This is a genomic window from Marinobacter maritimus (assembly GCF_007671675.1).
In the GTDB taxonomy this organism is placed as follows: Bacteria; Pseudomonadota; Gammaproteobacteria; order Pseudomonadales; family Oleiphilaceae; genus Marinobacter; species Marinobacter maritimus.
This window is the reverse complement of record NZ_VCGW01000002.1, coordinates 356,145-378,454: the sequence shown is the minus strand read 5'-3', so window position 1 is coordinate 378,454 and position 22,310 is coordinate 356,145. Positions and strand designations below refer to the sequence as shown.

The following is a 22,310-nucleotide window of genomic DNA, read 5'->3' as shown; positions in this document are numbered from 1 at the left end:
CCCTGAAAAACAAAGAAGGCGAGCCGTGGCTCGCCTTCTTTTCCAGCACATCGAAGAGATCAGAACCCGCGAGGCACCGTCTGCGCTTCAACAAACTCGAACAACCCCTCATGCCCGCCTTCGCGACCTGTGCCGGAAGCTTTCATTCCGCCAAACGGCGCTTCAGGCGTGGGCCCGGTGCCGGTATTCCAGCCAACATGCCCAAACCTCAAGCCGGCAGCAACCCGCTGTGCGCGCTCCACATCGGCGGTAAACACATAGGAAGCCAGGCCAAACTCGGTATCGTTGCCGGCGTCGATCACTTCGTCTTCGGTCTGGAAACTTGCCATCGGCACCAGCGGCCCGAAGGTTTCTTCCCGGAAGCAGCACATATCCCGCGTTACACCGGAGACGACCGTCGGCGGGAAGAACAGGTGGCCATCGCCCAGATCACCTGGCTGTTTACCGGCAACCAACGATGCGCCTTTGCCAAGAGCGTCCTCCAGGTGGCGCCTTACCTTGTCGAATCCCGCTTTGTTGATCAACGGGCCAATGTCGACATCACCTGCAATGCCGTCACCCACGGTCATTTTATTCACGCGCTCTGCGAGCTTTTTGCCAAAGGCATCCATCACTTTTTCGTGAACAAAAACCCGGTTTGCACAGACACAGGTTTGCCCGCCACCACGGAATTTGTTGGCAATGAGGTTGTCGGCGGCAGCGTCCAGATCGGCATCTTCAAACACAATAAACGGCGCATTACCGCCCAGTTCCAGGGCGAGTTTCTTGATCTGGTCAGCAGTATCCAAAATCAGCTTGCGGCCCACTTCAGTGGAGCCGGTAAAGCTCAGCATGGGCACGTCCGGGCTTTCACACAGCACCTTGCCGATCACGCTGGCTTTGCCCATGACCAGGTTCACCATGCCATCTGGCAGATCCACATGCTTATCCATGAGCGTGAACAACGCAATCATGGTGAGCGGCGTTTCGCTGGCCGGCTTGATCACAGAAGGGCAGCCCGCTGCCAGGGCGGCAGAGAGCTTTTTGGCGATCATGCCAATGGGAAAGTTCCAGGGCGTGATCAGCGCAGTAACACCGACTGGCCGATAGTGCACTGTCCAGCTGCAGTCCTTGGGGGTTTCCGGAAGCGTGTGAGCATCCAGCGCCTGAATGTGTTTGGAGCAGTAATCAAAAAAGCCGGCAGCGTAATCCACCTCACCCTGAGCTTCGTTCAGCGGCTTACCGTGCTCCATGCATAGAATCCGACCGACTTCTTCCCTGTTTACCTTAAGCGCATCGCGGATATCTTCCAGCCATTTTCTGCGGGTTTCGATGGAGTAGAGGTTTGTCAGGCGAAGCGCAGACTTACCCGCCTCGACCGCCGCTTTCACTTCGTCTTCAGGCATGGAGGCAACCTGTGCAATTACCTCACCCGTTGCCGGGTTGTAAACATCAAAGGTGCTGCCCTGTTCGTTGTCGGTCCAGCGACCGCCGATGTAGCCAGTCAGCTTTTCCAGCAGTGGTGACTCGATCATTTCGGCTCCTGTTATGTCAGTAATTGCACCTGAGACGGTGCACGGTTGCGTAGTTTGAATCTGTCTTCCATAGTGGATGCTGAATCTCTACCTGTAAAGTCGATAGCCCGGCTTTTGACCATCCTCTGTCTGAGCCTATACTCCCAGTCGCCACAGTTGAATACAGCGCCTATATCAATAGAACCGGAAATCCAGGAGTTCGGATAATGAAAGCATATTTCCATCCCGCGCAAGATAAGCACTCGCCCCGAACCTATTTCACCAGGGGCCAGATGCGTCAGCCTCAGGAAGTACCCGATCGCACCAACGAGATGCTGGAAGGCCTGAAAGAAATGGGCATATCGGTGCTGCAGCCTTCCGATCATGGTGCGGGCCCGATTTCCAAGGTGCACGACCTGGGGTATCTGCGCTTTCTCGAATCAGCCCACCGACGCTGGATGAAAATGGACGACTGGGGGGAAGAAGTAATTTCCAATATTTTTGTGCGTTCCCCGAATCACCTGACCGGCATTCTTGCCGAAGCGGCCCGATACCAGGCCGATGGCAGTTGCCCCATTGGTGAGCACACATGGAATGCGGCTTATTGGTCGGCCCAGACTGCGCTAGGTGCTGCCGACGCAGTGATGGCAGGCGATCGCACAGCCTACGCCGTCTGCCGGCCACCGGGTCACCATGCTCGCAAGGATGCCGCCGGTGGCTTCTGCTATCTTAACAATGCGGCTATTGCAGCCGAGCATATGAAATCCCGGTTCCCCCGGCTGGTCATTCTCGACACCGACATGCATCACGGCCAAGGCATTCAGGAAATTTTCTACGATCGCAGTGATGTGCTCTACATATCCATTCACGGCGATCCGACCAATTTCTATCCTGTGGTTACCGGCTTCGAAAATGAACGCGGCGAAGGCGAGGGTTACGGCTACAACATCAACATGCCCATGCCGCACGGCTCATCTGAAAGTGATTTTTTCGAGAAGGTGGACGAGGCCATGGCGGCCATCCGGCTGTTTCAGCCAGATGCGCTGATTCTGACTCTGGGTTTTGATATTTACAAAGACGATCCCCAGGCCAAAGTATCGGTAAGCTCGGAAGGATTTTGCCGGCTCAGCACCCACATGCGCCAGCTTGGCCTGCCCACGCTGGTCGTTCAGGAGGGCGGCTACGATCTGGACACCCTGAGCGAGAACGTTCAGCAGTTCTTCAAAGGGCTGGCCGGCTGAGGCACTACAAGGCGGGCGCGTAAACTCTGATGTTTTCGTGCCCGTCAGCCTTCAGGTGGACGGCATGCATACGGCTCATGGTGCCGTGCTCACAATACAGCAGATACTGACGATTGGCCGGAAGCTCTCCGATGTGTCGATTCAACTCGTAGAATGGAATCTTCAGAATCTCGTTACCGGTTAGCTGCAGAGGAGATTGCTCGCCTTCCGCCGGATGGCGCACGTCGATAATAATATCGCTGACAGCGGGCGTTTTTACCAGCTCGACCTCTTCGGGCGTCGTAAGGGTGCTCAGCAGCTCGCTGACCGGGGTATCTTCACGGGCCTCAATGGCGTGAGCAAGAATCTCGGGATCCATTGCCGCCTCATCAGCTTCCACCCGGCTCAGTTGTGCTCGAGTAGAGGGTTTTTGGGATATCACACCGCAGTATTCCGGCATAGTCCGGGCGAAGGGCTCTGTGCCGATGTCCCGGGCAATACCAATAATGGTTTCCTTGTCCATGGCAATCAGTGGCCGCAGAACCACCTCGTCGCTGGCCCGATCCACGACATTCAGGTTGGTCAGGGTCTGGCTCGACACCTGACCTGCAGCATCTCCGGTTACCAGAGCAACCGCGTTGTTGTTCCGCGCAATCTCACTGGCCGCCTTCAGCATCTGCCGCTTGAGTACCACACCCCAGTGTCGGTGACCGACCGATCGCATGATTTCTTCTACCACTCCGTCAAACGGCACGGAGATAAACTTGGCGCCGTGAGACGCACCGTAGCGCTCCCACAGATAGTGAACCACCTGCCGCACACCCACCTCGTGCGCCACGCCACCCAGGTTGAAAAACACGAAGTGACTGCGCAGGCCGCGGCGCAGCATCAGATAAGCTGCTACCGACGAATCATACCCACCGGACATCAGCGTCATTACGTTCTCGACACTGCCCAGTGGATAGCCGCCCAAGCCACGATGTCTACGCCGGGCAATGTGAAACTGATCACCTCGCACCTCTATGCGCACCTCCACCTCAGGTGACTTCAGATCAACACGGGCATTGGCAACAGCCTGCATCAACGCGCTTCCTGTCAGCCTTTCAAGATCGATGGAGCGAAAATCGTGTTCCCCATGACGTCTGACCCGAACCGCGAAGCTTTTCCCGCCGAGGCGATCAGCAAAGGCTGCAACGGCTTTCTGAACAATGTCATCAAGGCTGACAAACGGAAACGCCGCAATCTCCTGAATAGTCGAGATGCCGGGGATGTGCAGAAGCGCATCAACCACAGGGCCGGCCAGCCCTCTGCCGTCCGGCATCTCAACATCGACTCTGTCCCAGCTGCCCTCCACAACAATGTCGTGATCCAGGCGCGCCAGAAGTTTACGAATGTTCTGTCGTAAATGGCGCATCTGTCGACGACGAACAGGCTTGCTCTTGATTGCAACTTCCGGGGCGGGACGAATAAGCAGTTTCATAAATCGGCGTTTGGTCGGATGGTGTATGATTTGAAAGGCGCTTAGTGTAGCGTTTTGGCGCTATGCCTCAAAATCGGGTATTACCGCAACACTCAGGAGTTTTTCTGTTCATGACCGCACCCACCATCAATGCTCTTGTCTCACCAGAGGGCAGCCTGGAAATACTGTCCAATCACGAAGTCAGTTTGCTCAAAGACAGAAGCGAAGGCGGTTTGTACCGGCTGTTTCGGCAATGCGCCCTGGCCGTTCTGAACACAGGTGTCGTGACCGATGACTGCCAGGACTTGATGGAAGCCCATACGGATTTCGATATACGTCTGATACCACAGCCCAGAGGCCTGAAGCTCGAGCTGATCAATGCGCCAGCGCACGCGTTTGTGGATGACGAGATGTTGCGTGCTATTCGTGAGCATCTGTTCTCGGTTCTGCGGGATATAGTTTATACCCACTCCACGCCGCAATTTGCCCGGATTCTGAAAAGTAATGAGCCGGACGACCTTACCAACATGGTGTTTCACATTCTGCGCAATGCGCGGGTGTTGCAGCCCGGCCGCCAGCCTGACCTGATTGTGTGCTGGGGTGGACATTCCATAAGTCATGAAGAATACCAGTACAGCAAGGAAGTGGGCCACCAGCTTGGCCTGCGCGAATTGAGCATTTGCACTGGCTGTGGGCCGGGCGCCATGAAGGGCCCGATGAAAGGCGCTACGATCGCGCACGCCAAGCAGCGAATTAAAAATGGCCGCTACATTGGCATCACCGAACCGGGCATCATCGGTGCTGAAGCACCCAATCCGATCGTGAACGAGCTGGTGATCATGCCGGATATCGAAAAGCGCCTGGAAGCCTTTGTACGTTGCGGCCATGGCGTAGTTGTCTTTCCGGGCGGCGTAGGTACTGCAGAGGAAATCCTTTACCTGCTCGGCATACTTTTGCACCCTGATAACGCCGACCTGCCTTTCCCGGTGGTTTTCACCGGCAGGCCGGAAAACGCTGAATACTTCGAGATGATCGACAAGTTCATCCGTAACGCCCTGGGAGACGAAGCCGCCAGCAAATACCAGATCATCATTGATGATCCCGTGCGGGTGGCGCAGGCCATGAAAAAGGGTATGAGGGAGGTCGAAACCTTCCGCCGGGCCATGCAGGATGCTTACTACTTCAACTGGATGCTGAAAATCGATCCGGTATTCCAGCTGCCCTTTGAGCCGGATCACGAGAACATGCTTGCGCTGGAATTACACCGTGATCAACCGGTTCACCTCATTGCCGCTAACCTGAGAAAGGCATTCAGTGGCATCGTGGCAGGTAACGTAAAGGAAGGTGGGATCCGGCAAGTGCAGGAGAAGGGGCCTTTCGAGATCTCAGGAGATCCGACCCTGATCAAGCCTCTGGAGGCCATGCTGGAGCAGTTTGTCGCCCAGAACCGAATGAAACTGCCTGGCACCTCTGCATACCGCCCGAGCTACCGAATCATCAGTACAGCAGCCTGAGCTGCTGTACTGATGCGCCTGGCGTTTACTTGCCGCCAGCCGGCAGGCTGGCGTAGTACGCTGCGAGGTTGGCGATGTCTTCGTCGCTCAGCGCCGCTGCCTGGCCCTGCATGATGGCTGCCTGACCACCACTGCGCTGCTTGTTCTTGTACGCCTTGAGGGATGAGACCAGATACTGCTCGTGCTGGCCCGCCAGATTAGGGTACATCGGAATCTGGGCAACCCCGTTCTGGCCATGGCAAGCTGCACAAACGGCTGCTTTTGCCTTACCAGCTGCGGCATCGCCGGCAGCAGAAGATACCGCAGGAACCGCGGCGCTCAATGCAAAAAGCCCTGCAACAGCATAGTGTTTAAATTTCATTATGATTAACCTCTCATCATCGTTTTAAGTTATTCAAACCGGCGTTCGAAACCGGACAGCAACTGGCAGAAACTTATATCACAGACATGCCACAGAACAAATGCCATAGATCAATGCGCCTGCTTCGACGTTCGTACTCTTCATTTTATGTCCGGTTGACGACATAGTACGAACAAAGGTCACATCAGAGATTATTTTACCGTCCGGAGAAACCATTAATGTCTGTAGAGGTTCAGGAACTCCCCTGCCGCGAAGGCCATATCGGCTTATTGACTCTGAATTCCCCCGCGACACTTAATGCACTCTCTGAGGGGATGATTATCACGATCAGGGACACCCTGGAGCGCTGGGCTGCCGATGATCGCATCTGTGTTGTTGTCCTCCGGGGAGCCGGAGAAAGGGGCTTTTGTGCGGGCGGCGACATTCGGGACCTGTACCTGGCCTTGACCAGCCCCGAAAAAAACCCGGAGAGCCCCGAAGAGGCATTCAGTGTTTTCAGCCACGAGTACGAGCTTGACTACACGCTGCACGTGTTTCCCAAACCCGTTGTTGGTATCGGGCACGGTATTATTATGGGTGGAGGCCTGGGCCTGTTTTCCGCGTGTCGCTTCCGGCTATTAACACCGGACGCCACTCTGGCTATGCCGGAGATCTCCATCGGCCTGTTTCCGGACGTTGGCTCAAGCTGGTTTCTGAACCGACTGCCGGGGCGTCTGGGGTTGTTTTTGGGCCTGACCGGTGCACGCCTGAACACAACCGACGCCTTGCGCGTGGGGCTGGCGGATATGGCCTTGCCAACCAGTGATCACCAGGGCCTATTGTCGCGGCTGCAGGAAGAACGCTGGAGTGGGCAAAGAGCATCTGACGACAGCCGCCTGTTCCGCTTGTTGAATCAGCTTGAGTCTCAGGATTATCGCACGTTGCCCGCCAGCCATCTGGAGGTGCACGAACGGGATATTGCACGGCTGTGCGCCGGAACCAGTTTGCCGGATATCGTCGATCAGCTGCTTACTGCTCGCGTCGACAGCGAGTGGTGGAACACCTGCATGAAAACGCTGAAGGGGGGCTGCCCGGTATCGGCATGGCTGATCTGGAATCAGCTCAAGAAGGCTCAGCAAATGTCATTGAAAGATGTGTTCCGGATGGAACTGGCTATGGTCTGGGAGTGCGCCCGCAGGCCCGACCTGACCGAGGGCATCCGGGCCCGGCTGATCGATCGCGACCAGAACCCGAAGTGGTCTTTCTCCCGCCTTGAGGACGTGCCAGAAGCGGTTATCGACGCCCACTTCCTGCCCGTGTGGAACGATCAGACAGACCCCATGCAGCTGGAATAGCAACCAGTAGACATCCTTTTTACAGTTCAGCTCCAGCCTGTACCAGCAACATCTCCAGATCCTGATGGTTGTTGGCACGGGCGACGTCCAGAGCTGTGGTGCCGTCCTCAGAACGAAAACCTGCATCGGCCCCGGCAGCCAGTATCATTTCAGCCGTTAGCAGATCGCCTGTGGCGACAACTTTCATCAGCAGTGACTCGCCCCCCTGGCTGACATTAACGTTAGCCCCAGCAGCCAGCAGCACTTTCACCACCGACAACTGGCCTCGTTCAGCAGCCCGCATTACCGGTGTATAGCCCTGCATATCCGTAGCATTCACTCTGGCACCTGCTGACAGAAGCAAACGCACAAGCCGGCGGTCGCCCTGCTCTGACGCCTTCATCAACGGTGTTACCTGATCGCTTTCTGCAAGGTCAGGGTCCGCTCCCTTGGTTAACAGATACCACGCAATCCGGTCTTCCCGTGCATGGACAGCGGCCATCAGGGGTGTGCCGCTTCCTGTCAATGTGTTCAAGGGCGCACCCGATTTGGTCAGATCGCTTACGGCCTCAAAATTTCCTTGCGCCGCAGCTTGATAGAGCTCTGAGTCTGATGCGCTCTCAGCCTGCTGACCCAGGTTGGCCGAAGCCTCTGAAGAAGCACACCCGGGAAGGACAGCAAACGCTGGCACGAGCAGCAGGGCGGATAGCAGAATAGAGTGCGGGTAGAAGCCGGTTCCCTTGGCCATAACGAACAGTCTCTGTCAGATAAGTGGTGTCTATTCTGAACAGATGGCCGTCACAATTAAATCGAGCGGGTCACATCTCCGGCCCGTTTTGCAGAAGATCCCGGACCACACCGCGCAAACAATCCTCACCATCGCGCTGGCCAACGCACAGCCCCTCTCTTTGCAGCTCGGGCCAATTCCAGCCCTGCAACACGGCACGGCACCAGACTACTGCCTCTCCATGCTCGCGAAGCCAGCTCATAACGCCGGGCACCTGGCTCAGATCCCGCAGTACCGGCAGCATCAGTCGAAAACCTCGGTGGCCGCCACCAAAGTTCTGCAGATCCCGGATATCCGCTGCATCTGGCGGGGCCCCTGATGACAGATCCGATGTCATACTCATTAACAGTTCGGGCTCCAGATCTCTCCAGTTCAGTGGCACAAGAGCCAGCCAGTGCCTCGCCAGCCGCGCCTGTATCTGCGAAACCAGAGACTTTCCTCCTGCACTGTGGGCAAGGACCATCTGTACCGGATATTCCCCGCTGGTGGCTTCCTGCTGCAGCCCGATACGCACAAACACCAACCTGCAAGATGCCCAGAAAGCGTAAAGATCAGAACTGCCGCCAAAACTGGTGCCCGTAAAGTCCAGCCCCTCCTGTTCCCCAAAGGCAGTCGCAGCAGCAACCAGGCTGCACCCAATGCCTGAGCGCCTGGCGTGCGCTGTAACCGCAATCCGGATAATCCTCAAACCGCGCTGACTGGCTGCTTCCGGAAAACCGCTGTGGCTGGCAAGAGACTGGGGCAAAAGGTGGCCACGAACCCGGCGCTTGCCGCTGGCCACCTGTTCTGCCAACTCACTGCTTAGCCCGCCCTCTACGGCGCCCCAGAGCACTCCAACGGTTTCGCCGTTTATGAGGGCGCGCCAACTTCTCGCTGAAGGATCATCCATCCATTGCCGAAGGTCGGCGGGTGTTGTCCGGTAATGCGCGTTTACCAACAGGCCGAATGCATCAGCAAGTTCCGCCTCGGAAGCCTGGGCAGGCCGCCAGGGTTCGATCACGACTTCGGACGCCCCGGTTTTCGGCAACTCAACCGGGTCATGATCGGCACCCAGCAGAAACAGATCCGATATCAAAGGTTCCAGTGGATCTCCTTCGGCCCAGCGTACCGGTTGGGAAAGCGTTTGTGCCTGCCACTGCGGCGTTGCCTGGTCGAGAATCTGGCGGAAGCGAATGGCAAACCCACGCCCGGCACCTTCATAACCATGCACCGTTGATACAAAAGTCACCCGTGGCCAGCCCAGAAGAACACGTTTCAGCAGGGAGACCGGAATAGCCGCCGCTTCGTCCACCAGGACCACCTCAGCCTCCGGTTTTTCCCGCAGCAGATCCCGGACCGGTAAAAAACGCAGTAGCGCACCAGAGGCTGTTTCTATCCGGTCGTTACCCGTTTTCAGCACCTCGTCACCAAGGCTTTCCAGAGCATGCGTGAACAAGGCGCTTACATTTTCTCTTGAGGGCGCAGTTACCAGAATCTGCCTGCGGCCCTGTTGCAGCAATCGGGCGGCAGCCATGCCCAGCGCAGCAGACTTACCCCGCCCCCGATCCGCCGTCACCACCAATGGCCGCCGCCGGCGCCCCAGCCCGAACGCCACAAGTTTACGAATCAAATTCTGCTGATCGGGCGTTGTGGCGACCCTGAACTCAGTGGTTGGCGAAGGTAATTCCGGAAGGGTCAGTGCCTCTGGCGAGCCAGGACGCACCCGGATTACCGAAGAATCTGCCGCCAGAATACTCGCCATGCGTTCAGCGAAAGGGTGGGCCTGACCATGATCCAGACCGGTTCTCGCGTAATCCGGATCAGCAAAATGCCCCCACTCCTCCAGTGAAGGCATCATCCAGAACAACAACCCACCCGCTGTCAGCGTGCCCGAAAGCGCCGCAAAAGCATCCGGCGGATTACCCCGCCAGCCATCCCATACAATCAGCGGTGTTTCACGACCCAGCCACTGCCGAGCCTTCGCCGGTTCAATGTTGATAAGGCGAGTGTCCGGAGCATCACCAGCCTCTCCAACCCAGAGTCCGCCTTCCAACTCCAGAAACGGCATCAGTGCCTGCAGCCACTGCATGGAGAGATCACGTGCGCCTTCCAGCAACACCAATCGCCGTTTTCCGACAGCCGCAAGGCCAGATTGCAGTGAGCGCCAGGCATCGACATCCAGCGCCTGCGTTACTGTTCCAGAGCTCATTAACTTAGATCTACACCCTGGGCTTTCAGATTTTCAAGGGCACAATGCTCCAGCGCCGCCTGATGCGTGGCACGCAGCCGCACTCTGGGCGCGCTGCCCGCTTCAAAAGCTTCATGCCAACGAGCAGCACACAGGCACCAGCTGTCTCCGGCCTTCAAACCCGGGAACCCGAAAGCCGGCACGGGTGTGCTCAAATCATTACCGCGGGCTTTGGAGAACTCCAAAAACTCGTCGGTCATCACCACGCATACGGTATGCGACCCATGATCATCCGGCCCCGTATTGCAGCAGCCATCGCGATAGAACCCGGTTTCGGGGTCAGTGCCGCAAGTTTCCAGCTTTTCACCTAGCACATTTATTGATTTTTCAGTTTGCATATCTATTATCTCTGACTTTGAGAGTTAGCAACGAGGCAGAACCTTCTCCAAAATACGCTGTAAATACATCCATGTACGCTCGGCTCCGCCATCCATGGCTCCGCACGATTTTGGAGAAGGTTCTGCCTCGTCGCTCTCCAACTAATGAGGTGGATTCGCTAAATCAATCAATCATGTTAACGGCACAGGTACCCGCGCTACCAGTTGGCCAGTACAATAGCATCTATGCCAACCCATACCCCCGAATCCCCCGCCCTGGATCTGCCTGATTTTCTCACCGACGAGCAGCGGGCGATTGTTACCGCTGGCTACGAGCACTCGGTAATCACCGCTGTGGCGGGCAGCGGCAAAACCTCCACGCTGGCCTGGCGCATTCGCTACCTGCTGCAACAGGGCCATGACCCGAGCCGCATGCTGGTGCTTATGTTCAACCGCAGTGCCCGGGTTGATTTTGAACGCAAGCTGCAACAGATTTGTCACCAGAGCGGGCTGGCGCTGCCAGAGATACGCACCTATCACGCCATGGGGTTGCGACTGTATAAACGATTTGTGCAGGAAGGCTACCTGCCGGGGTTCTCCGAGAAAATCCTGACCGAGCAGGAAATCAGTTTTCAGGCCTGGCTGTTAACACGGCGGCTGGCGCCGGAAGATCTGGCTGATGAGATCCGGCGCAACAAGAAAGATTTTGTAGAGACAGCAACAGGGTTCATCGATCTCGTAAAAACCACCCTGTCGCCGGCCGAAATCGTCTTCGAAGAGCTGGGCTACTCGGAAAAACACCGCTACCTTATCGACCTGTTTCACAGCTTTGAACAGTGGCGTAAGGGGCAAAGCAAGATCAGCTTTGCCGACATGCTTTACGAACCAGTGATGGCCATTCATCAGAACCCGCCGCTACAGAGGCTGGTGGGCAACAAAATGGATCTGATTCTCGTTGACGAGTACCAGGACACCAACGAGATTCAGCATTTGCTGCTGCGCTATGTTGCCGGCGACCGGGCCCGGGTAACGGTGGTGGGGGATCCGGATCAGACCATTTACGAATTCCGGGGCGCGAAGCCCGAGTTTATTCTCAAACGCTTCAGCGACGAGTTTGAAAGCCCGCTGGAACAAACGCTGAGCTTCACCTTTCGTTATGGCCACCGCGTTGCTCTTTTGGCCAACCACCTGATTTGCCACAACACCGGCCGCAAGGATGTCCTTTGCCAATCCCATCCCTCCACCCCAAGCACGGAAATCACCCTGCACCGGGCTGAAAACGACGCCGATGCCGTGCTGCAGATTCTTGGCCAGAAAGCAGACGATGCACTTCCGATTACGCTGGCGGATACAGCCATTCTATTCCGGGTCTGGAGCCAGAGTGTGCCCATTGAACTCAGGTTGCTCGCACGGCAGATCCCCTATCGCATTGATGCGGGCAAAGGGGCACTGTTCAGTCGTGAGGTGCAGGCCATTACGGCTCTGCTAAAGGTCGTTTCCGGAACGCTGGAAAAGCTGCCAGAGGAGGATCGGCTCGAGCTGGCCCGACTGCTTCTGCGCTTCCCTCACGTGGGCCTCAAGGAACCGGAGCTGGAACAGCTGGCACGCTTTCTTGCAGCGTTTGCCACCGATTGGCACGAGCACCTGCTGGCACTGGATTTCGGGGCCCTGGCGCCCATGGCGGCGCGCAAACTGCGCAAATTGGGTGAAGTTCTGGAACAGTTGCGCGGCTATTCAGGCTCCGTTGCAGGGCTGATCACAGTCTATGCGGAGCACACAGATCTTTACGAAGGTGTTCGCAGTCTGGCGCTGACTCATGACAACGCGGAGGAACGCATTGATACCATTCACGGCTTCCGCGAGTACCTGAAAAGCCTGGATGTGAATGCCTCAGGCGCTCTTGCGCATCTCAAAGCACTTCGGCAACAGGCCAGTGAGAAAAAGGGGGGCGGGGGCGTTCTGCTCTCTACCATTCATCGAACCAAGGGGCTGGAGTGGCCACAGGTAATCATCCCGGGGCTGCAAGAGAAATACCTGCCCCACAGCCCGAGACCCCAGGACGACGCCCGAGCCTCCCTGGAAAGCGAGCGCAGGCTATTGTACGTCGCCATGACCCGCACCCGGAATAAGCTGCACCTGATCACCCGGCCAGTGAGCAGGCAGCCCCATCTGGACGGCGATCAGGGCCCCAGTCGGTTTGTGGAAGAATTCTGTTTTGAGCTGGCCAATGAGTTCGGGCGCTGGTTGGATAAACGGACATCGGATACCCGTCATTCACTGAAGCTGGAAGCACCAATAACGCCGGTGAGCGTGCGGTACGCAGCTCGCGAGGATGTCGCTCTGGAAGGCGAGGTTCAGACGAGTGACAGCAGTACTGCACTTTTGTGGCAACAGCCTCGCCTCAATCACGCCATTTTCGGAACAGGGACAGTGATTGCAGAAGACGAGAGCTCATTCGAAGTGCACTTCGGCAGCGGCGAAAAACTCAACTTCAGTAAAAAGAGCGCGCATCTATATTTCAGCATTCCACGTCAGTAAAGTGTTGCCACGGGTGGCAAATACTTCAGCAACACCTAAATTTCCCAATGTAACCGTTAATATATATTCTTTGTTTTTTGTAATCCTTTCGCTTAGATTGCGCGTAAGCATCTACTTGATCAAGTGAACACTCAGTAGCCATACAACGATAATCGAACAGGAGGTTCTGCATGAACATCATGCGTCCCATAGCGATGGCCGCCATCGCCAGTACTTTTGCGGCCCCAGCCCTGGCTGAGCGCCAGGAAACGGTTTACATCAACCCTTTCGCCGCCTACCAGCTTTTTGACGATGACCGTGACCTGAGTGAGACAGGAACGTTTGGCGTTGGCCTGGAATACCGGTTCAAGCCGAACTGGGCGATTGAGACAATGTATTCCCGGGCCGATGCAGATCGCAAGTACGTCTCCGGATCATCAGACTTTGAAGAAATCCGCGTAGACGGCATCTACTACTTTGCTGATCAGGACAAAGCCTGGAACCCATACGTTTCTCTGGGTGCCGGCCATGCTGACTTTGGCGTAAACGATGCCAGCGGCGTGCGTACCGCAGGCACCAACCACGATGAAACACGCGTTAACGTGGGTACCGGTTTCCGCTACAACGTAAGTGACGCGATCTCCGTGCGTGGTGACTTGCGCGAATTCCACGGCATCGACGAAAGCACCTTTGATACTCAGGTTGCTCTGGGAATCAGCTTTGCATTCAACCGCACGGTTGGAAGCGCAGCACCCATGGCCCCGGCGGATACCGACAATGACGGTGTACCCGATTCCCGTGATCAATGCCCGGGCACTCCCGCTGGCGCATCGGTGGACAGCACTGGCTGTGAGCCGGATGCAGATGGCGATGGCGTAGCCGACGTACGTGATGCATGCCCTGACACCCCGCGCGGTGCAGAAGTTAACAGTCGTGGCTGCGAACTCGACAGCGATAACGACGGTGTCGTCAACAGCCAGGATCTGTGCCCGGACACTGCCGCCGGTGCAAAAGTCGATGAAACCGGTTGTGAAGGTATCACCGAGACCGTCGATACTTTCACCATTGAGGTTCAGTTCCCGACGAACAGCTCGGTGATAGGCCACGCCTTCGATGATGAAATCCGTCGCGTTGCAGATGCACTTAAGGACAATCCGGGAACCGTTGTGGAAATTGCCGGCCACGCCGACAACACAGGCAAAGCCAGCTATAACCAACGCCTGTCACAGCGTCGTGCCGAAGCTGTAGCAGCACGTTTGACTGGCCCACTGGGTGTAGACCCTGCAAAAGTGAGCGCCAGAGGCTATGGTGAATCGGAGCCAGTTGCCTCCAACGACACTGCTGCAGGTCGTGCCGAGAACCGCCGGGTTGAAGCCCGCATTCAGGTTCTACGCTAATACAACCTGAGCGAACGCAGACGTAGGTGAAATCAGGAAAGGCGCCCTCGGGCGCCTTTCTTTTTGGCAGCTTTCGCAGCAGTAGGGAACAGACCATGCCGAGATTATTGATAAGCCTGGCGTTTCTACTCGCGTTCATCACGCCCACCCAAGCTCAGGTATTCCGATGTATCGGTGCAGACGGCAACACGGTTTTTTCCGATTCGCCTTGTGGCGAAGATGCCGAAGCCATTCAGCTCAGGGATAATCGCATTGGAGGCAGTTTCAATCAGAATCTACCAGCGCCGGAAGCGGCTGAACCAGAGCCAAAAGAGAATTCTGAAAACGCCTCTGACACCGCATCGGGAGCGGAAACCTGCCGTTTTATCAACTCAACGGATCTGCGCCGATATCTGATTCGGGAACAGGTTGTGGAGGGCATGACCCGGGAACATGTACGTCGGGCGTTCGGCAACCCACCGGAAACTTACGGCGGCCCTCAGGAAGTCTGGATTTATCAAACTCGATATTACGGCGCACTTTACGAGCTGACCTACGTTTACTTCAAAGATGGCTGTGTCGAACGCGTGGAGTACCGCAAACCCTGACCGCATCCAGCAACAAATTCCTGGGCGTCAGCGACCGGGCGCAAAAATGGCCAAGCCGCACCCTGTACCCCTGCTCTTCAAGATAAACGGCGTAGTCCAGAACCATCCACAGCTCTAACGGCCGGCGAAACACATGCCTGAGGAGCTCATAGCGACGCACTTCAGCGTGGCGCTGTATGCCGTGGGCAAGCCAGTAATCAAAATCGGTGTTTTCAGGCAGGCGAAGCTGCTTTTTCTCGGCTGCCCAATGGCAGAAGGCGGAAAACCCTTTTCGAATCAGCCGTGGAGAACACGAAGGCAGCTGCAGGTAATGGTCGTCGCCCCGAACGGCGCGCTGCAAGCCATCAAAGCCCAGGCGCCACTGGCTTAGCGTTTGCGTTTGCGCTCTGACCCCAGCCGGCGCCGTTACGGTTTCCCGCACCGCGAGGCGCAGATCATCGCTGTGTGGTTTCAATCTGTTGTCGTAGGCCGCTGCACGCTCGGAGAGAACCTTATAGATGCCATCCTTGGTCTTGTGGAAAGTCTTGTGATAACAACAGGGCGAAATGCTCAGTCGCGGCAATGCAGCAGCAGCGCCTCGTCTCAGCAACTGTCGGTGAAGATCGCCACACGCATGCAGGGCGACGCCATGAGTGGCGCCTGGAATGGACAGGTTCTGCGCCATCACATCCTGACAGTGGATCTGAACGGAGTCTCCAAAGCGCGCGGCGAGCCGGTTGCCGCTGAGCACCAGTTGCGGGTCCCATTCATAGCCTTCAGCACGCTTCTGGCTATGGGCAGCAAGCGTTCGCGACAAATGCCCCTTGCCGCTGCACCAGTCAAGAGTGGCGTGCTGTAGCGGTCCAAGCGCTGCCGCAAAGGCCCCCGCCTGCTCCCGCTTACGCCCGGGCATGTCTGTTGCGCGAACTTCCGGGAGCGTCGCTGCCACGACATCCGCGAGCCCGGGTGACAACTCGGGCAAACCAGTCAATCGCTCATACAGGGCCAGTTCGGGAAGGAATCGGGCCGCATGTTTTGCCATTACGCCGGGCGCATCCACCAGCTCATCACACTCAGCATCGGTGAGTTCTTTCACCATACGCGCCAGCCCGGGGTAGCTTTGAGCCCAAGCTGGTCTTGGTTCTGTAAACGGTGCTGCCTGCCAGATGGACCGGTGCAACAGCAGCCAGTCATTGAGCGTTTGCCAGCGCGAATAACAGGATTCCGCTGGCTGGAGAGCACTCACTCCTGATAGCGTCCCGGACGGAAGGCATCCAGGCAAACCGCCGGTTTTTCACCGTCAATCACCTGGGCGATCACATCCGCACTGCCCGCTGAGAAGGTCCAGCCAAAGGTGCCGTGTCCGGTATTGAGATAGAGATTGTTGCGCGGCCCGCGCCCGATAATGGCAGGGCCATCCGGCGTCATTGGGCGAAAGCCGGTCCAGGTTTCCGCGGCACTCAGGTCTGCACAACCCGGGTAGCGGGATTCCACGGATTTCCGGATGGTAGCAATACGCGCTTCGGGAATATCACGGTTGAAATCGGCCAGCTCCACAAAGCCGGTGGAGCGCAAACGGTCACCCAGGCGCGTCGATACGACTTTGTAGTTGTCGTCATGGATCGTGGAAACCGGCGCCCTTTCCGGGTTTTTCAGCGGCACAGTAATGCTGTAGCCTTTGACCGGGTATATAGGCAGTTTAAGGCCCAGAGGCCGAACCAGCTCCGGAGACCAGCAACCGGCACTGATCACAAACGCGTCCGCAGCCAGGGTTTCCTGTTGGCCATTTTCGTTGCGCAGTATCACCGCTTCGACAGCCTGACTGTTAGCCTTCAGCCGCTCAACCTGAACGCTGTAACGGAACTGAACGCCTTTGTCTTCGCAAGCCTTGGCAAGCCCCTGGGAAAACAGGTGGCAGTCGCCTGTGCCGTCGGTATCGTAACTCAGGGCGCCATACAACGGGCCGTTGCGGGCCATGCCTGGCTCTGCTTCGTATACCTGCTCAGGCGTCAGCAGTCGGGAGGCGATGCCCATTTCATTCAACAGCTGCTGCGTGCCCCGGTAGGCTTCCAGCTCGTCAGGCGTGCTGGCAAGGTGTAACAAACCGCGATGCCCGCCATCAAACGCGAGATCCAGCTCGTCTTCCAATTTTAGAAAGCGCTCACGGCTATGAATGCCAAGGCGAAGCATGGCGCGCTTGTTGAAACCGAACAGGCCAGGCGACCAGGCATAGCGCAGCGTCGAAAACATGAACTGCACGGCGTCCAGCGAAGGCGGCATACGCAGTTTCAGGGGGCCGTCCTGTTTGAACAGCCAAGGCAGTGCTTTGAATACCATGCTGGGGTCTGCCCAGGGGTAAACCACGCCGTAAGAACGCTGCGCCGCGTTGCCTTTGCTGGTCTCATTGCCGGCGATGCTATGGCGTTCAAGCACCATGACCTGGTGACCACGACGGCTCAATTCAAAGGCTGTGGTTACACCCACAACGCCACCACCAATAACGACAACGTGCATCTGCACCTCCATCCCGAATTAAATGTGAGCCGCGACATTCATCAAGGGAACCCTTTACCGATGAATGTAGGCCAATAAACAGACAGCTGGTAAGCTTGTCCTCTTGAGCCTAAGCGTAGCAGCCAAACTAAAGAGTAGCCGTCGAATTGTCCGCCTGAATCGGAGCCTAGCACCTGCCCATGAGTAAAAAACGTCGCGAGATTCCCGTATTCGATCACCCGATCATAGAAACTCACTGTCACTTGGACTACCTCAAGGAGCGTCCTCTCGAAGAAACCCTGGAGCAGACGCAAAAGGTGAACATTGAGCGCGTGATTACCATCGCTGTCGCACCAGGCAATCTGGCGCAGGTACGTGAACTAAGCACAAAGGCTCCGTGGCTTTACGGAACACAAGGCGTCCACCCGCACGAGGCGGAAAGTTACAGCGATGCCGTTGAAGCTGAAATCCGCGCTCACACCCGGGACGACAAGATCGTTGCGGTGGGCGAGATAGGGCTGGATTATTTTTATGACAACGCTGATCGCTCCATCCAACGCGAGGTATTCCGGCGCCAGCTTCAGATTGCCTGCGACAGCGACCGCCCGGTGGTTATCCACAGCCGTGATGCAGACGAGGATACCATCGCCATACTCAAAGAGTTCGAACGGTCCCTCGATCGCCGTGGCGTCATCCACAGCTTCACATCGGGGCCGGGTCTTGCAAGATATGCACTGGATCAAGGCTGGAATCTCGGCTTTAATGGGATTACGACCTTCAACAAAGCTGAAAACGTGCGGGATATTGTTCGTATGGCGCCCATCAGCCAGATTCTTCTGGAAACCGACGCTCCGTTTCTAACACCCGTGCCTTATCGTGGCCGCGAAAATGCGCCTTTCTATTTGCCATTTGTAGCGGAAAAGATCGCCGAGGTGAAAGAACTGCCGCTGGAAGACGTTATTGTCCAAACCTACAACAACAGCCTGAGAACGTTTTTCCCCATGCAATGATCAAACGCATCCCCATATCCGCCCTGAAAGTCGGAATGTACATCACTGACCTCAACAACGACTGGATTCCCCATAACACCCAGCGCAGGCTCGGTATTATCAAACGCGAGGAAACCCTCGAAAAAATCCGCAAGATGGGAGTGCAGTTTGTTTATGTTTTGGCGCCCTGCTGCACGACCTTGGCAAGATACTGACCCCCGACGGGGTATTGCACAAGCCAGGGCGCCTGTCACCGGAAGAGTATGAAGTCATGAAACTTCATGCCCGGCATTCCCACGATATTCTGTCTGCAACCGAGGGCATCGGTGAACTCACGGTGATCACCGCAGCCCAGCACCACGAACGCATGGATGGCACCGGCTATCCGGAAGGCCTCAAAGGCGAGGAGATTTCCGTTTACGGCCGCATGGTAGCCATTACCGATGTGTACGACGCAATTACCGCCGACCGTGTTTATCACCGGGCCATGACGCCCACCCAAGGCCTCAAGAAACTTCTGGAATGGAGCGGAAATCACTTGGACCCGGCACTGGTCAAGCAGTTCATCCGTTGTATCGGCTTATACCCGGTAGGATCACTGGTTTTGCTCGACAGCGGCCGGCTCGGCGTTGTGATTGAAATCAACGAGGTGGATCAGCGGCTGCCTGTTGTAAGGGTGATGTACCACACCAAATTCCGGATGCCGATTACTGTTGCAACCATTGACCTTTCGAAAGCAGGCAATCAGGACTGCATTTTGCGCGCCGTCGATCCCGATGAGTATAAAATTGACGTACGAAAGTTTCTTTCCTGAGCCTGGCTAGCCAAGAGACAGAAAAACACCCATCAGAACCGGCGACAGAAAGGACAGCAGAAACCCTGAGGCGATAGCAACCGGCACACAGCTCAAACCGCCGTTACTGCGTATAACCGGGAGGGTGAAGTCCATGGCGGTGGCCCCACCATAACCAATGGCCATGGCAGGCCGGCTGCCAATAAGCAGCGGAATAATGGCCAGCGCAATAATCTCACGCAGCACATCGTTAAGAAATGCCACACCGCCCCAGGCAGGACCAAGGGCTTCCCCAATCACGATTCCGGAGAGCGAGTACCAGCCAAACCCCGAGGCCAGGGCGAGTACATCATGCCAGGGCAGGCCCAGCACAGGAAACAGCAGCACGCCCGCCAGCAAAGAGCTGAGCACAAGCACCAGCGCAATGCCCAACCCCTGAGTGTTCATCAGCAGCTTACGCAGGGAAAGCCCGGCATTGCGCAATTGCAGGCCAATCAGAAACAGCAAGAGCATGAGGGACCAAGTGGCCAGTTGTTCCGCCTGTGGCAGTTTTGGCAGCAGGAAATAGCCCGATAGCACGCCTGCCAGCACTGCGAGCATAGGCTTCAGCGCGGCCATGAACAGACGCAGGTAGCCCGCGCCCGCCGAGCCCGTGTCTTTGGTTACAGGCGTCATCGGCTTCCAACGGTGAAGCAGCCACAGCCCAGTCATATTGGCCATGAACAGAACCACGACAAGAGCAGACATATGGCCAGCCATGGTTCCAAGCTGGCTCGTTAACCCTTCCATCTGACCCAGGCTAAAGCCCAGCAGCGCCAGAATGAAATACACCAACGCTTCAACGGAGTAATGAATAACCGTCATCAGGCGGCGGTTTTTCAGCGACAAGGCAAAGCCCAGAAACAATGGCGCAAGAATCAGCAAGGCACCTGTCAGCATCAATGCACCGAGGCGTCAGAACGATCCTGAACCAGTACCCAGGGCGCTATAACCACAGCCCAGAGTTCTGCATTGCGGTCGTACCAAACGCGGGCGAGGTCGGGTGATACATCCCCTACGTCGCCGGCGGCTAGCCATTGCTCAAAAAGCGTTCGATTATCTGCCACCAGTTCGCAAGCCACATCCAGCAGATCCAGGCCTGCGCCCACGCGCACCACCTGCCCCCGGGCGTAGTAGGTTTGCAGCTCGTGCCAGCGTATACGGGAGGTTTCCAGATTGAGTCTGGCTTTGGTTTCATCGTTATTGCGGGAGGACATGGCAACCTTTTCGGGTAGTGACAGTAAAAACCGGCAAGAGCTTAACTGATCGCACAGGCTTCGTTCCAGATTTCCCTTATCTGGTCGGCCAGTGTCAGCGGATCAAACGGCTTGGGAATAACACCTGAGGCACCTTGTGCAAGATAACCTTGAACTTCGTCACTCTGCACCTTCGCGGTCATGAACACCGCCGGTGTGGCGGCATAGTCCGGCAAACGCCGGATAGCTTTCAGGGTCGTCGGGCCATCCATGCCCGGCATCATGACATCCAGAACAATAAGCTGGGGTTTACACCGGTCAATCTGTTCCAACGCCTGCTGCCCTGATTCACAGGCCGTCAGTTCAAACCCGCCAATAGCCTCCAGAGCGAGCTCCGCTACTGCGCGGATATCCGGCTCATCTTCAATCATCAGAATCCGCTTAAGGCCTTTATCTGGCATCGTCCAGTCCCTTCTGTTCGTGCTCAATCCCAAGCCTTCGCAATAATGTGCGACACTCCGGGCCCTCGATCTGCTCCGCAGCCATCAAAGCAGCGGCACGCATAACCAGTTTCGATCGGCTGACATTGCTTCGGCTCAAAAAGTATACGGCACCAATCAATTCCCTGAGATCCAGCGGTAAACGCCATTGCACCTTGATGCGATTGCCCAACTTTTCTGCCCAGTAGGTAATGGCGGAGTCAATCTGTTCAAACTCCGGCGGCTCACCACTCTCGTCACACTGGTTCTGCAGCACTTTCAGGGCCGCCAACTCTCCGGCCTTACTTAGCAATCCTGCCGTGTAATACGGCGCAGGGTTTTCTCCCACCTTTTTCGCCAGCGTGCGGGCTGCCTCAGCAATTCGCAGCGCCTGCTCCTGCTCAAGGCGCGCGCGTTCAGCCAAGCGCGGGCAGGCCAGCTTACCGGCGATATCCAGAGATAAAGCAAGTGCCTGATTCAAAGCCATGGCAACGCCAATCGTGCTGATCGCCTCTCTGGGTGTTTTGACCGCCGTTCCGGAGCGTCTGAACGACGCGCTGTTGGCGACATCCAACATTTTGGCACTCAGGGCCGGCACCTGCTTCCATCGCTCTGCAAGCATGGTTGCATCCAGTTCGTCGCGTTTCTCCATTAGGGCAAGAACGTCGCCAGTGTCAATCTGACCCGGCAACTGGATCGCTGAATTACAGGCAGCCTCCATTTTCTCATACAAGCTGCTCCCCCCTCTTTTCTGTGCGGTCAAAGTCGGCATCAGCTCCGTGAGCCGCTTATGCAGCGCATCCACCTGGAATGGCTTGCTGATATAGCCACTAATCCCCAGATGAGCGGCAGCGAGGATAGAATTACGGTCAGCACGACCGCTGATCATGAGAACAGGCGTGTCAGCACTGGTCCTTCTGACCTCTCGAATCAAATCCAGCCCGGAGCCATCGGGCAGGTTCCAGTCGGTAATAATCAGATTTGCGGGTTGTTGCTGCCAGCTGCGGAGCGCCTGCTCCAACAGACCGAAAAGACCTATTTTGACGCCCGGGCAGGCGCTTGCCACGATAGTCCCCAGCAAATCGCCTATCATTTCATCGTCTTCAAGAATCAATACATGCATCGTGCCACTCTCAAATCGCGACAAGCA

21 protein-coding genes are annotated in these 22,310 nt (G+C 56.6%); 9 read left to right on the top strand and 12 right to left on the bottom strand.

Annotated features, from left to right (window positions below):
* Positions 1-59: 59 nt before the first annotated feature.
* On the bottom strand, positions 60-1,514 hold the full coding sequence (locus FFI90_RS08820) for an NAD-dependent succinate-semialdehyde dehydrogenase (RefSeq protein WP_144777667.1): 1,455 nt from the start codon (positions 1,512-1,514) through the stop codon (positions 60-62).
* 206 nt (positions 1,515-1,720) lie between these two features.
* Between FFI90_RS08820 and FFI90_RS08815 the strand changes: the two genes are divergently transcribed.
* Positions 1,721-2,734 (top strand): histone deacetylase family protein, encoded by a 1,014-nt coding sequence (locus tag FFI90_RS08815; RefSeq protein ID WP_144777666.1) that lies wholly within the window; start codon positions 1,721-1,723, stop codon positions 2,732-2,734.
* A gap of 4 nt (positions 2,735-2,738) precedes the next feature.
* Here the strand turns inward: FFI90_RS08815 and thiI are convergent, their stop codons facing one another.
* Positions 2,739-4,193, bottom strand: coding sequence for a tRNA uracil 4-sulfurtransferase ThiI (gene thiI / locus FFI90_RS08810; protein WP_144777665.1), 1,455 nt, complete (start codon positions 4,191-4,193; stop codon positions 2,739-2,741).
* 110 nt (positions 4,194-4,303) lie between these two features.
* Here thiI and ppnN point away from each other — a divergent pair, with 110 nt between their 5' ends.
* Positions 4,304-5,686, top strand: a complete 1,383-nt coding sequence (ppnN, locus tag FFI90_RS08805) for a nucleotide 5'-monophosphate nucleosidase PpnN (protein WP_144777664.1) — start codon at positions 4,304-4,306, stop codon at positions 5,684-5,686.
* Between the two features lie 25 nt (positions 5,687-5,711).
* On the opposite strand, the gene FFI90_RS08800 is transcribed toward ppnN, so the two are convergent.
* A complete protein-coding gene (locus tag FFI90_RS08800) occupies positions 5,712-6,047 on the bottom strand; it encodes a c-type cytochrome (RefSeq protein WP_144777663.1) in 336 nt (111 codons plus the stop codon).
* Between the two features lie 218 nt (positions 6,048-6,265).
* Between FFI90_RS08800 and FFI90_RS08795 the strand changes: the two genes are divergently transcribed.
* Positions 6,266-7,381 carry an enoyl-CoA hydratase/isomerase family protein gene (locus tag FFI90_RS08795; RefSeq protein ID WP_144777662.1) on the top strand — a complete coding sequence of 372 codons (1,116 nt, stop codon included), beginning with the start codon at positions 6,266-6,268 and terminating at the stop codon, positions 7,379-7,381.
* 19 nt (positions 7,382-7,400) lie between these two features.
* Here the strand turns inward: FFI90_RS08795 and FFI90_RS08790 are convergent, their stop codons facing one another.
* The 3 genes from FFI90_RS08790 to FFI90_RS08780 all read right to left on the bottom strand — a co-directional run bounded on the left by FFI90_RS08790 (position 7,401) and on the right by FFI90_RS08780 (position 10,712).
* Positions 7,401-8,108, bottom strand: coding sequence for an ankyrin repeat domain-containing protein (locus FFI90_RS08790; RefSeq protein ID WP_144777661.1), 708 nt, complete (start codon positions 8,106-8,108; stop codon positions 7,401-7,403).
* A 70-nt stretch (positions 8,109-8,178) separates the two neighbouring features.
* Complete coding sequence (locus FFI90_RS08785) at positions 8,179-10,335, bottom strand: tRNA(Met) cytidine acetyltransferase TmcA (protein WP_144777660.1); 2,157 nt, start codon at positions 10,333-10,335, stop codon at positions 8,179-8,181.
* Positions 10,335-10,712, bottom strand: a complete 378-nt coding sequence (locus tag FFI90_RS08780) for a DUF2237 family protein (protein ID WP_144777659.1) — start codon at positions 10,710-10,712, stop codon at positions 10,335-10,337. Before FFI90_RS08780 ends, FFI90_RS08785 begins: the two co-directional genes overlap by 1 nt.
* Before the next feature lie 225 nt (positions 10,713-10,937).
* Here FFI90_RS08780 and FFI90_RS08775 point away from each other — a divergent pair, with 225 nt between their 5' ends.
* From FFI90_RS08775 to FFI90_RS08765, 3 genes are all read left to right on the top strand, one after another.
* Positions 10,938-13,229 (top strand): ATP-dependent helicase, encoded by a 2,292-nt coding sequence (locus FFI90_RS08775; protein ID WP_144777658.1) that lies wholly within the window; start codon positions 10,938-10,940, stop codon positions 13,227-13,229.
* Positions 13,230-13,399: 170 nt separating this feature from the next.
* Positions 13,400-14,605 carry an OmpA family protein gene (locus FFI90_RS08770; RefSeq protein ID WP_144777657.1) on the top strand — a complete coding sequence of 402 codons (1,206 nt, stop codon included), beginning with the start codon at positions 13,400-13,402 and terminating at the stop codon, positions 14,603-14,605.
* Between the two features lie 95 nt (positions 14,606-14,700).
* Positions 14,701-15,192, top strand: coding sequence for a DUF4124 domain-containing protein (locus FFI90_RS08765; RefSeq protein ID WP_144777656.1), 492 nt, complete (start codon positions 14,701-14,703; stop codon positions 15,190-15,192).
* On the opposite strand, the gene FFI90_RS08760 is transcribed toward FFI90_RS08765, so the two are convergent.
* Positions 15,149-16,417: a methyltransferase gene (locus tag FFI90_RS08760; RefSeq protein WP_144777655.1), complete on the bottom strand. Its 1,269-nt coding sequence runs from the start codon at positions 16,415-16,417 to the stop codon at positions 15,149-15,151. The two genes, FFI90_RS08765 and FFI90_RS08760, sit on opposite strands and share 44 nt — an antisense overlap.
* The gene (locus FFI90_RS08755; RefSeq protein WP_144777654.1) at positions 16,414-17,685 is read right to left on the bottom strand and encodes a D-amino acid dehydrogenase; all 1,272 of its coding nucleotides are present in this window, start codon (positions 17,683-17,685) and stop codon (positions 16,414-16,416) included. The genes FFI90_RS08760 and FFI90_RS08755 overlap by 4 nt, the downstream gene beginning before the upstream one ends.
* A gap of 179 nt (positions 17,686-17,864) precedes the next feature.
* Between FFI90_RS08755 and FFI90_RS08750 the strand changes: the two genes are divergently transcribed.
* Genes FFI90_RS08750 through FFI90_RS08745 form a run of 3 tightly spaced genes read left to right on the top strand, consistent with a single transcriptional unit; the run spans position 17,865 to position 19,467 of the window.
* Positions 17,865-18,674: a TatD family hydrolase gene (locus FFI90_RS08750; protein WP_144777653.1), complete on the top strand. Its 810-nt coding sequence runs from the start codon at positions 17,865-17,867 to the stop codon at positions 18,672-18,674.
* Complete coding sequence (locus FFI90_RS20325) at positions 18,671-18,868, top strand: DUF3391 domain-containing protein (protein ID WP_246123454.1); 198 nt, start codon at positions 18,671-18,673, stop codon at positions 18,866-18,868. The genes FFI90_RS08750 and FFI90_RS20325 overlap by 4 nt, the downstream gene beginning before the upstream one ends.
* A 14-nt stretch (positions 18,869-18,882) precedes the next feature.
* Entirely contained in the window at positions 18,883-19,467 is a 585-nt protein-coding gene (locus FFI90_RS08745) for an HD-GYP domain-containing protein (RefSeq protein ID WP_246123453.1), read from the top strand.
* 6 nt (positions 19,468-19,473) lie between these two features.
* Here FFI90_RS08745 and FFI90_RS08740 read toward each other — a convergent pair whose 3' ends face one another.
* The 4 genes from FFI90_RS08740 to FFI90_RS08725 are packed head-to-tail and all read right to left on the bottom strand — an operon-like array spanning position 19,474 to position 22,283.
* Positions 19,474-20,385 (bottom strand): LysO family transporter, encoded by a 912-nt coding sequence (locus FFI90_RS08740; RefSeq protein WP_144777652.1) that lies wholly within the window; start codon positions 20,383-20,385, stop codon positions 19,474-19,476.
* A complete protein-coding gene (locus FFI90_RS08735) occupies positions 20,385-20,702 on the bottom strand; it encodes a DUF2288 domain-containing protein (RefSeq protein WP_144777651.1) in 318 nt (105 codons plus the stop codon). The genes FFI90_RS08740 and FFI90_RS08735 overlap by 1 nt, the downstream gene beginning before the upstream one ends.
* Positions 20,703-20,743: 41 nt before the next feature.
* Positions 20,744-21,142: a response regulator gene (locus FFI90_RS08730; RefSeq protein ID WP_144777650.1), complete on the bottom strand. Its 399-nt coding sequence runs from the start codon at positions 21,140-21,142 to the stop codon at positions 20,744-20,746.
* Entirely contained in the window at positions 21,132-22,283 is a 1,152-nt protein-coding gene (locus FFI90_RS08725) for a response regulator (protein ID WP_186317948.1), read from the bottom strand. The genes FFI90_RS08730 and FFI90_RS08725 overlap by 11 nt, the downstream gene beginning before the upstream one ends.
* Positions 22,284-22,310 lie beyond the last annotated feature (27 nt).

What these genes read in the sequence shown, in the direction of transcription:
- FFI90_RS08750 (WP_144777653.1), top strand. Translation starts at nt 17,865, where the DNA reads ATGAGTAAAAAACGTCGCGAGATTCCCGTATTCGATCACCCGATCATA.
- FFI90_RS08815 (WP_144777666.1), top strand. Translation starts at nt 1,721, where the DNA reads ATGAAAGCATATTTCCATCCCGCGCAAGATAAGCACTCGCCCCGAACC.
- FFI90_RS08785 (WP_144777660.1), bottom strand. Translation starts at nt 10,335, where the DNA reads ATGAGCTCTGGAACAGTAACGCAGGCGCTGGATGTCGATGCCTGGCGC.
- FFI90_RS08730 (WP_144777650.1), bottom strand. Translation starts at nt 21,142, where the DNA reads ATGCCAGATAAAGGCCTTAAGCGGATTCTGATGATTGAAGATGAGCCG.
- FFI90_RS08740 (WP_144777652.1), bottom strand. Translation starts at nt 20,385, where the DNA reads ATGCTGACAGGTGCCTTGCTGATTCTTGCGCCATTGTTTCTGGGCTTT.
- FFI90_RS20325 (WP_246123454.1), top strand. Translation starts at nt 18,671, where the DNA reads ATGATCAAACGCATCCCCATATCCGCCCTGAAAGTCGGAATGTACATC.
- FFI90_RS08765 (WP_144777656.1), top strand. Translation starts at nt 14,701, where the DNA reads ATGCCGAGATTATTGATAAGCCTGGCGTTTCTACTCGCGTTCATCACG.
- FFI90_RS08775 (WP_144777658.1), top strand. Translation starts at nt 10,938, where the DNA reads ATGCCAACCCATACCCCCGAATCCCCCGCCCTGGATCTGCCTGATTTT.
- FFI90_RS08735 (WP_144777651.1), bottom strand. Translation starts at nt 20,702, where the DNA reads ATGTCCTCCCGCAATAACGATGAAACCAAAGCCAGACTCAATCTGGAA.
- thiI (WP_144777665.1), bottom strand. Translation starts at nt 4,193, where the DNA reads ATGAAACTGCTTATTCGTCCCGCCCCGGAAGTTGCAATCAAGAGCAAG.
- ppnN (WP_144777664.1), top strand. Translation starts at nt 4,304, where the DNA reads ATGACCGCACCCACCATCAATGCTCTTGTCTCACCAGAGGGCAGCCTG.
- FFI90_RS08795 (WP_144777662.1), top strand. Translation starts at nt 6,266, where the DNA reads ATGTCTGTAGAGGTTCAGGAACTCCCCTGCCGCGAAGGCCATATCGGC.
- FFI90_RS08800 (WP_144777663.1), bottom strand. Translation starts at nt 6,047, where the DNA reads ATGAAATTTAAACACTATGCTGTTGCAGGGCTTTTTGCATTGAGCGCC.
- FFI90_RS08820 (WP_144777667.1), bottom strand. Translation starts at nt 1,514, where the DNA reads ATGATCGAGTCACCACTGCTGGAAAAGCTGACTGGCTACATCGGCGGT.
- FFI90_RS08770 (WP_144777657.1), top strand. Translation starts at nt 13,400, where the DNA reads ATGAACATCATGCGTCCCATAGCGATGGCCGCCATCGCCAGTACTTTT.
- FFI90_RS08755 (WP_144777654.1), bottom strand. Translation starts at nt 17,685, where the DNA reads ATGCACGTTGTCGTTATTGGTGGTGGCGTTGTGGGTGTAACCACAGCC.
- FFI90_RS08790 (WP_144777661.1), bottom strand. Translation starts at nt 8,108, where the DNA reads ATGGCCAAGGGAACCGGCTTCTACCCGCACTCTATTCTGCTATCCGCC.
- FFI90_RS08780 (WP_144777659.1), bottom strand. Translation starts at nt 10,712, where the DNA reads ATGCAAACTGAAAAATCAATAAATGTGCTAGGTGAAAAGCTGGAAACT.
- FFI90_RS08725 (WP_186317948.1), bottom strand. Translation starts at nt 22,283, where the DNA reads ATGCATGTATTGATTCTTGAAGACGATGAAATGATAGGCGATTTGCTG.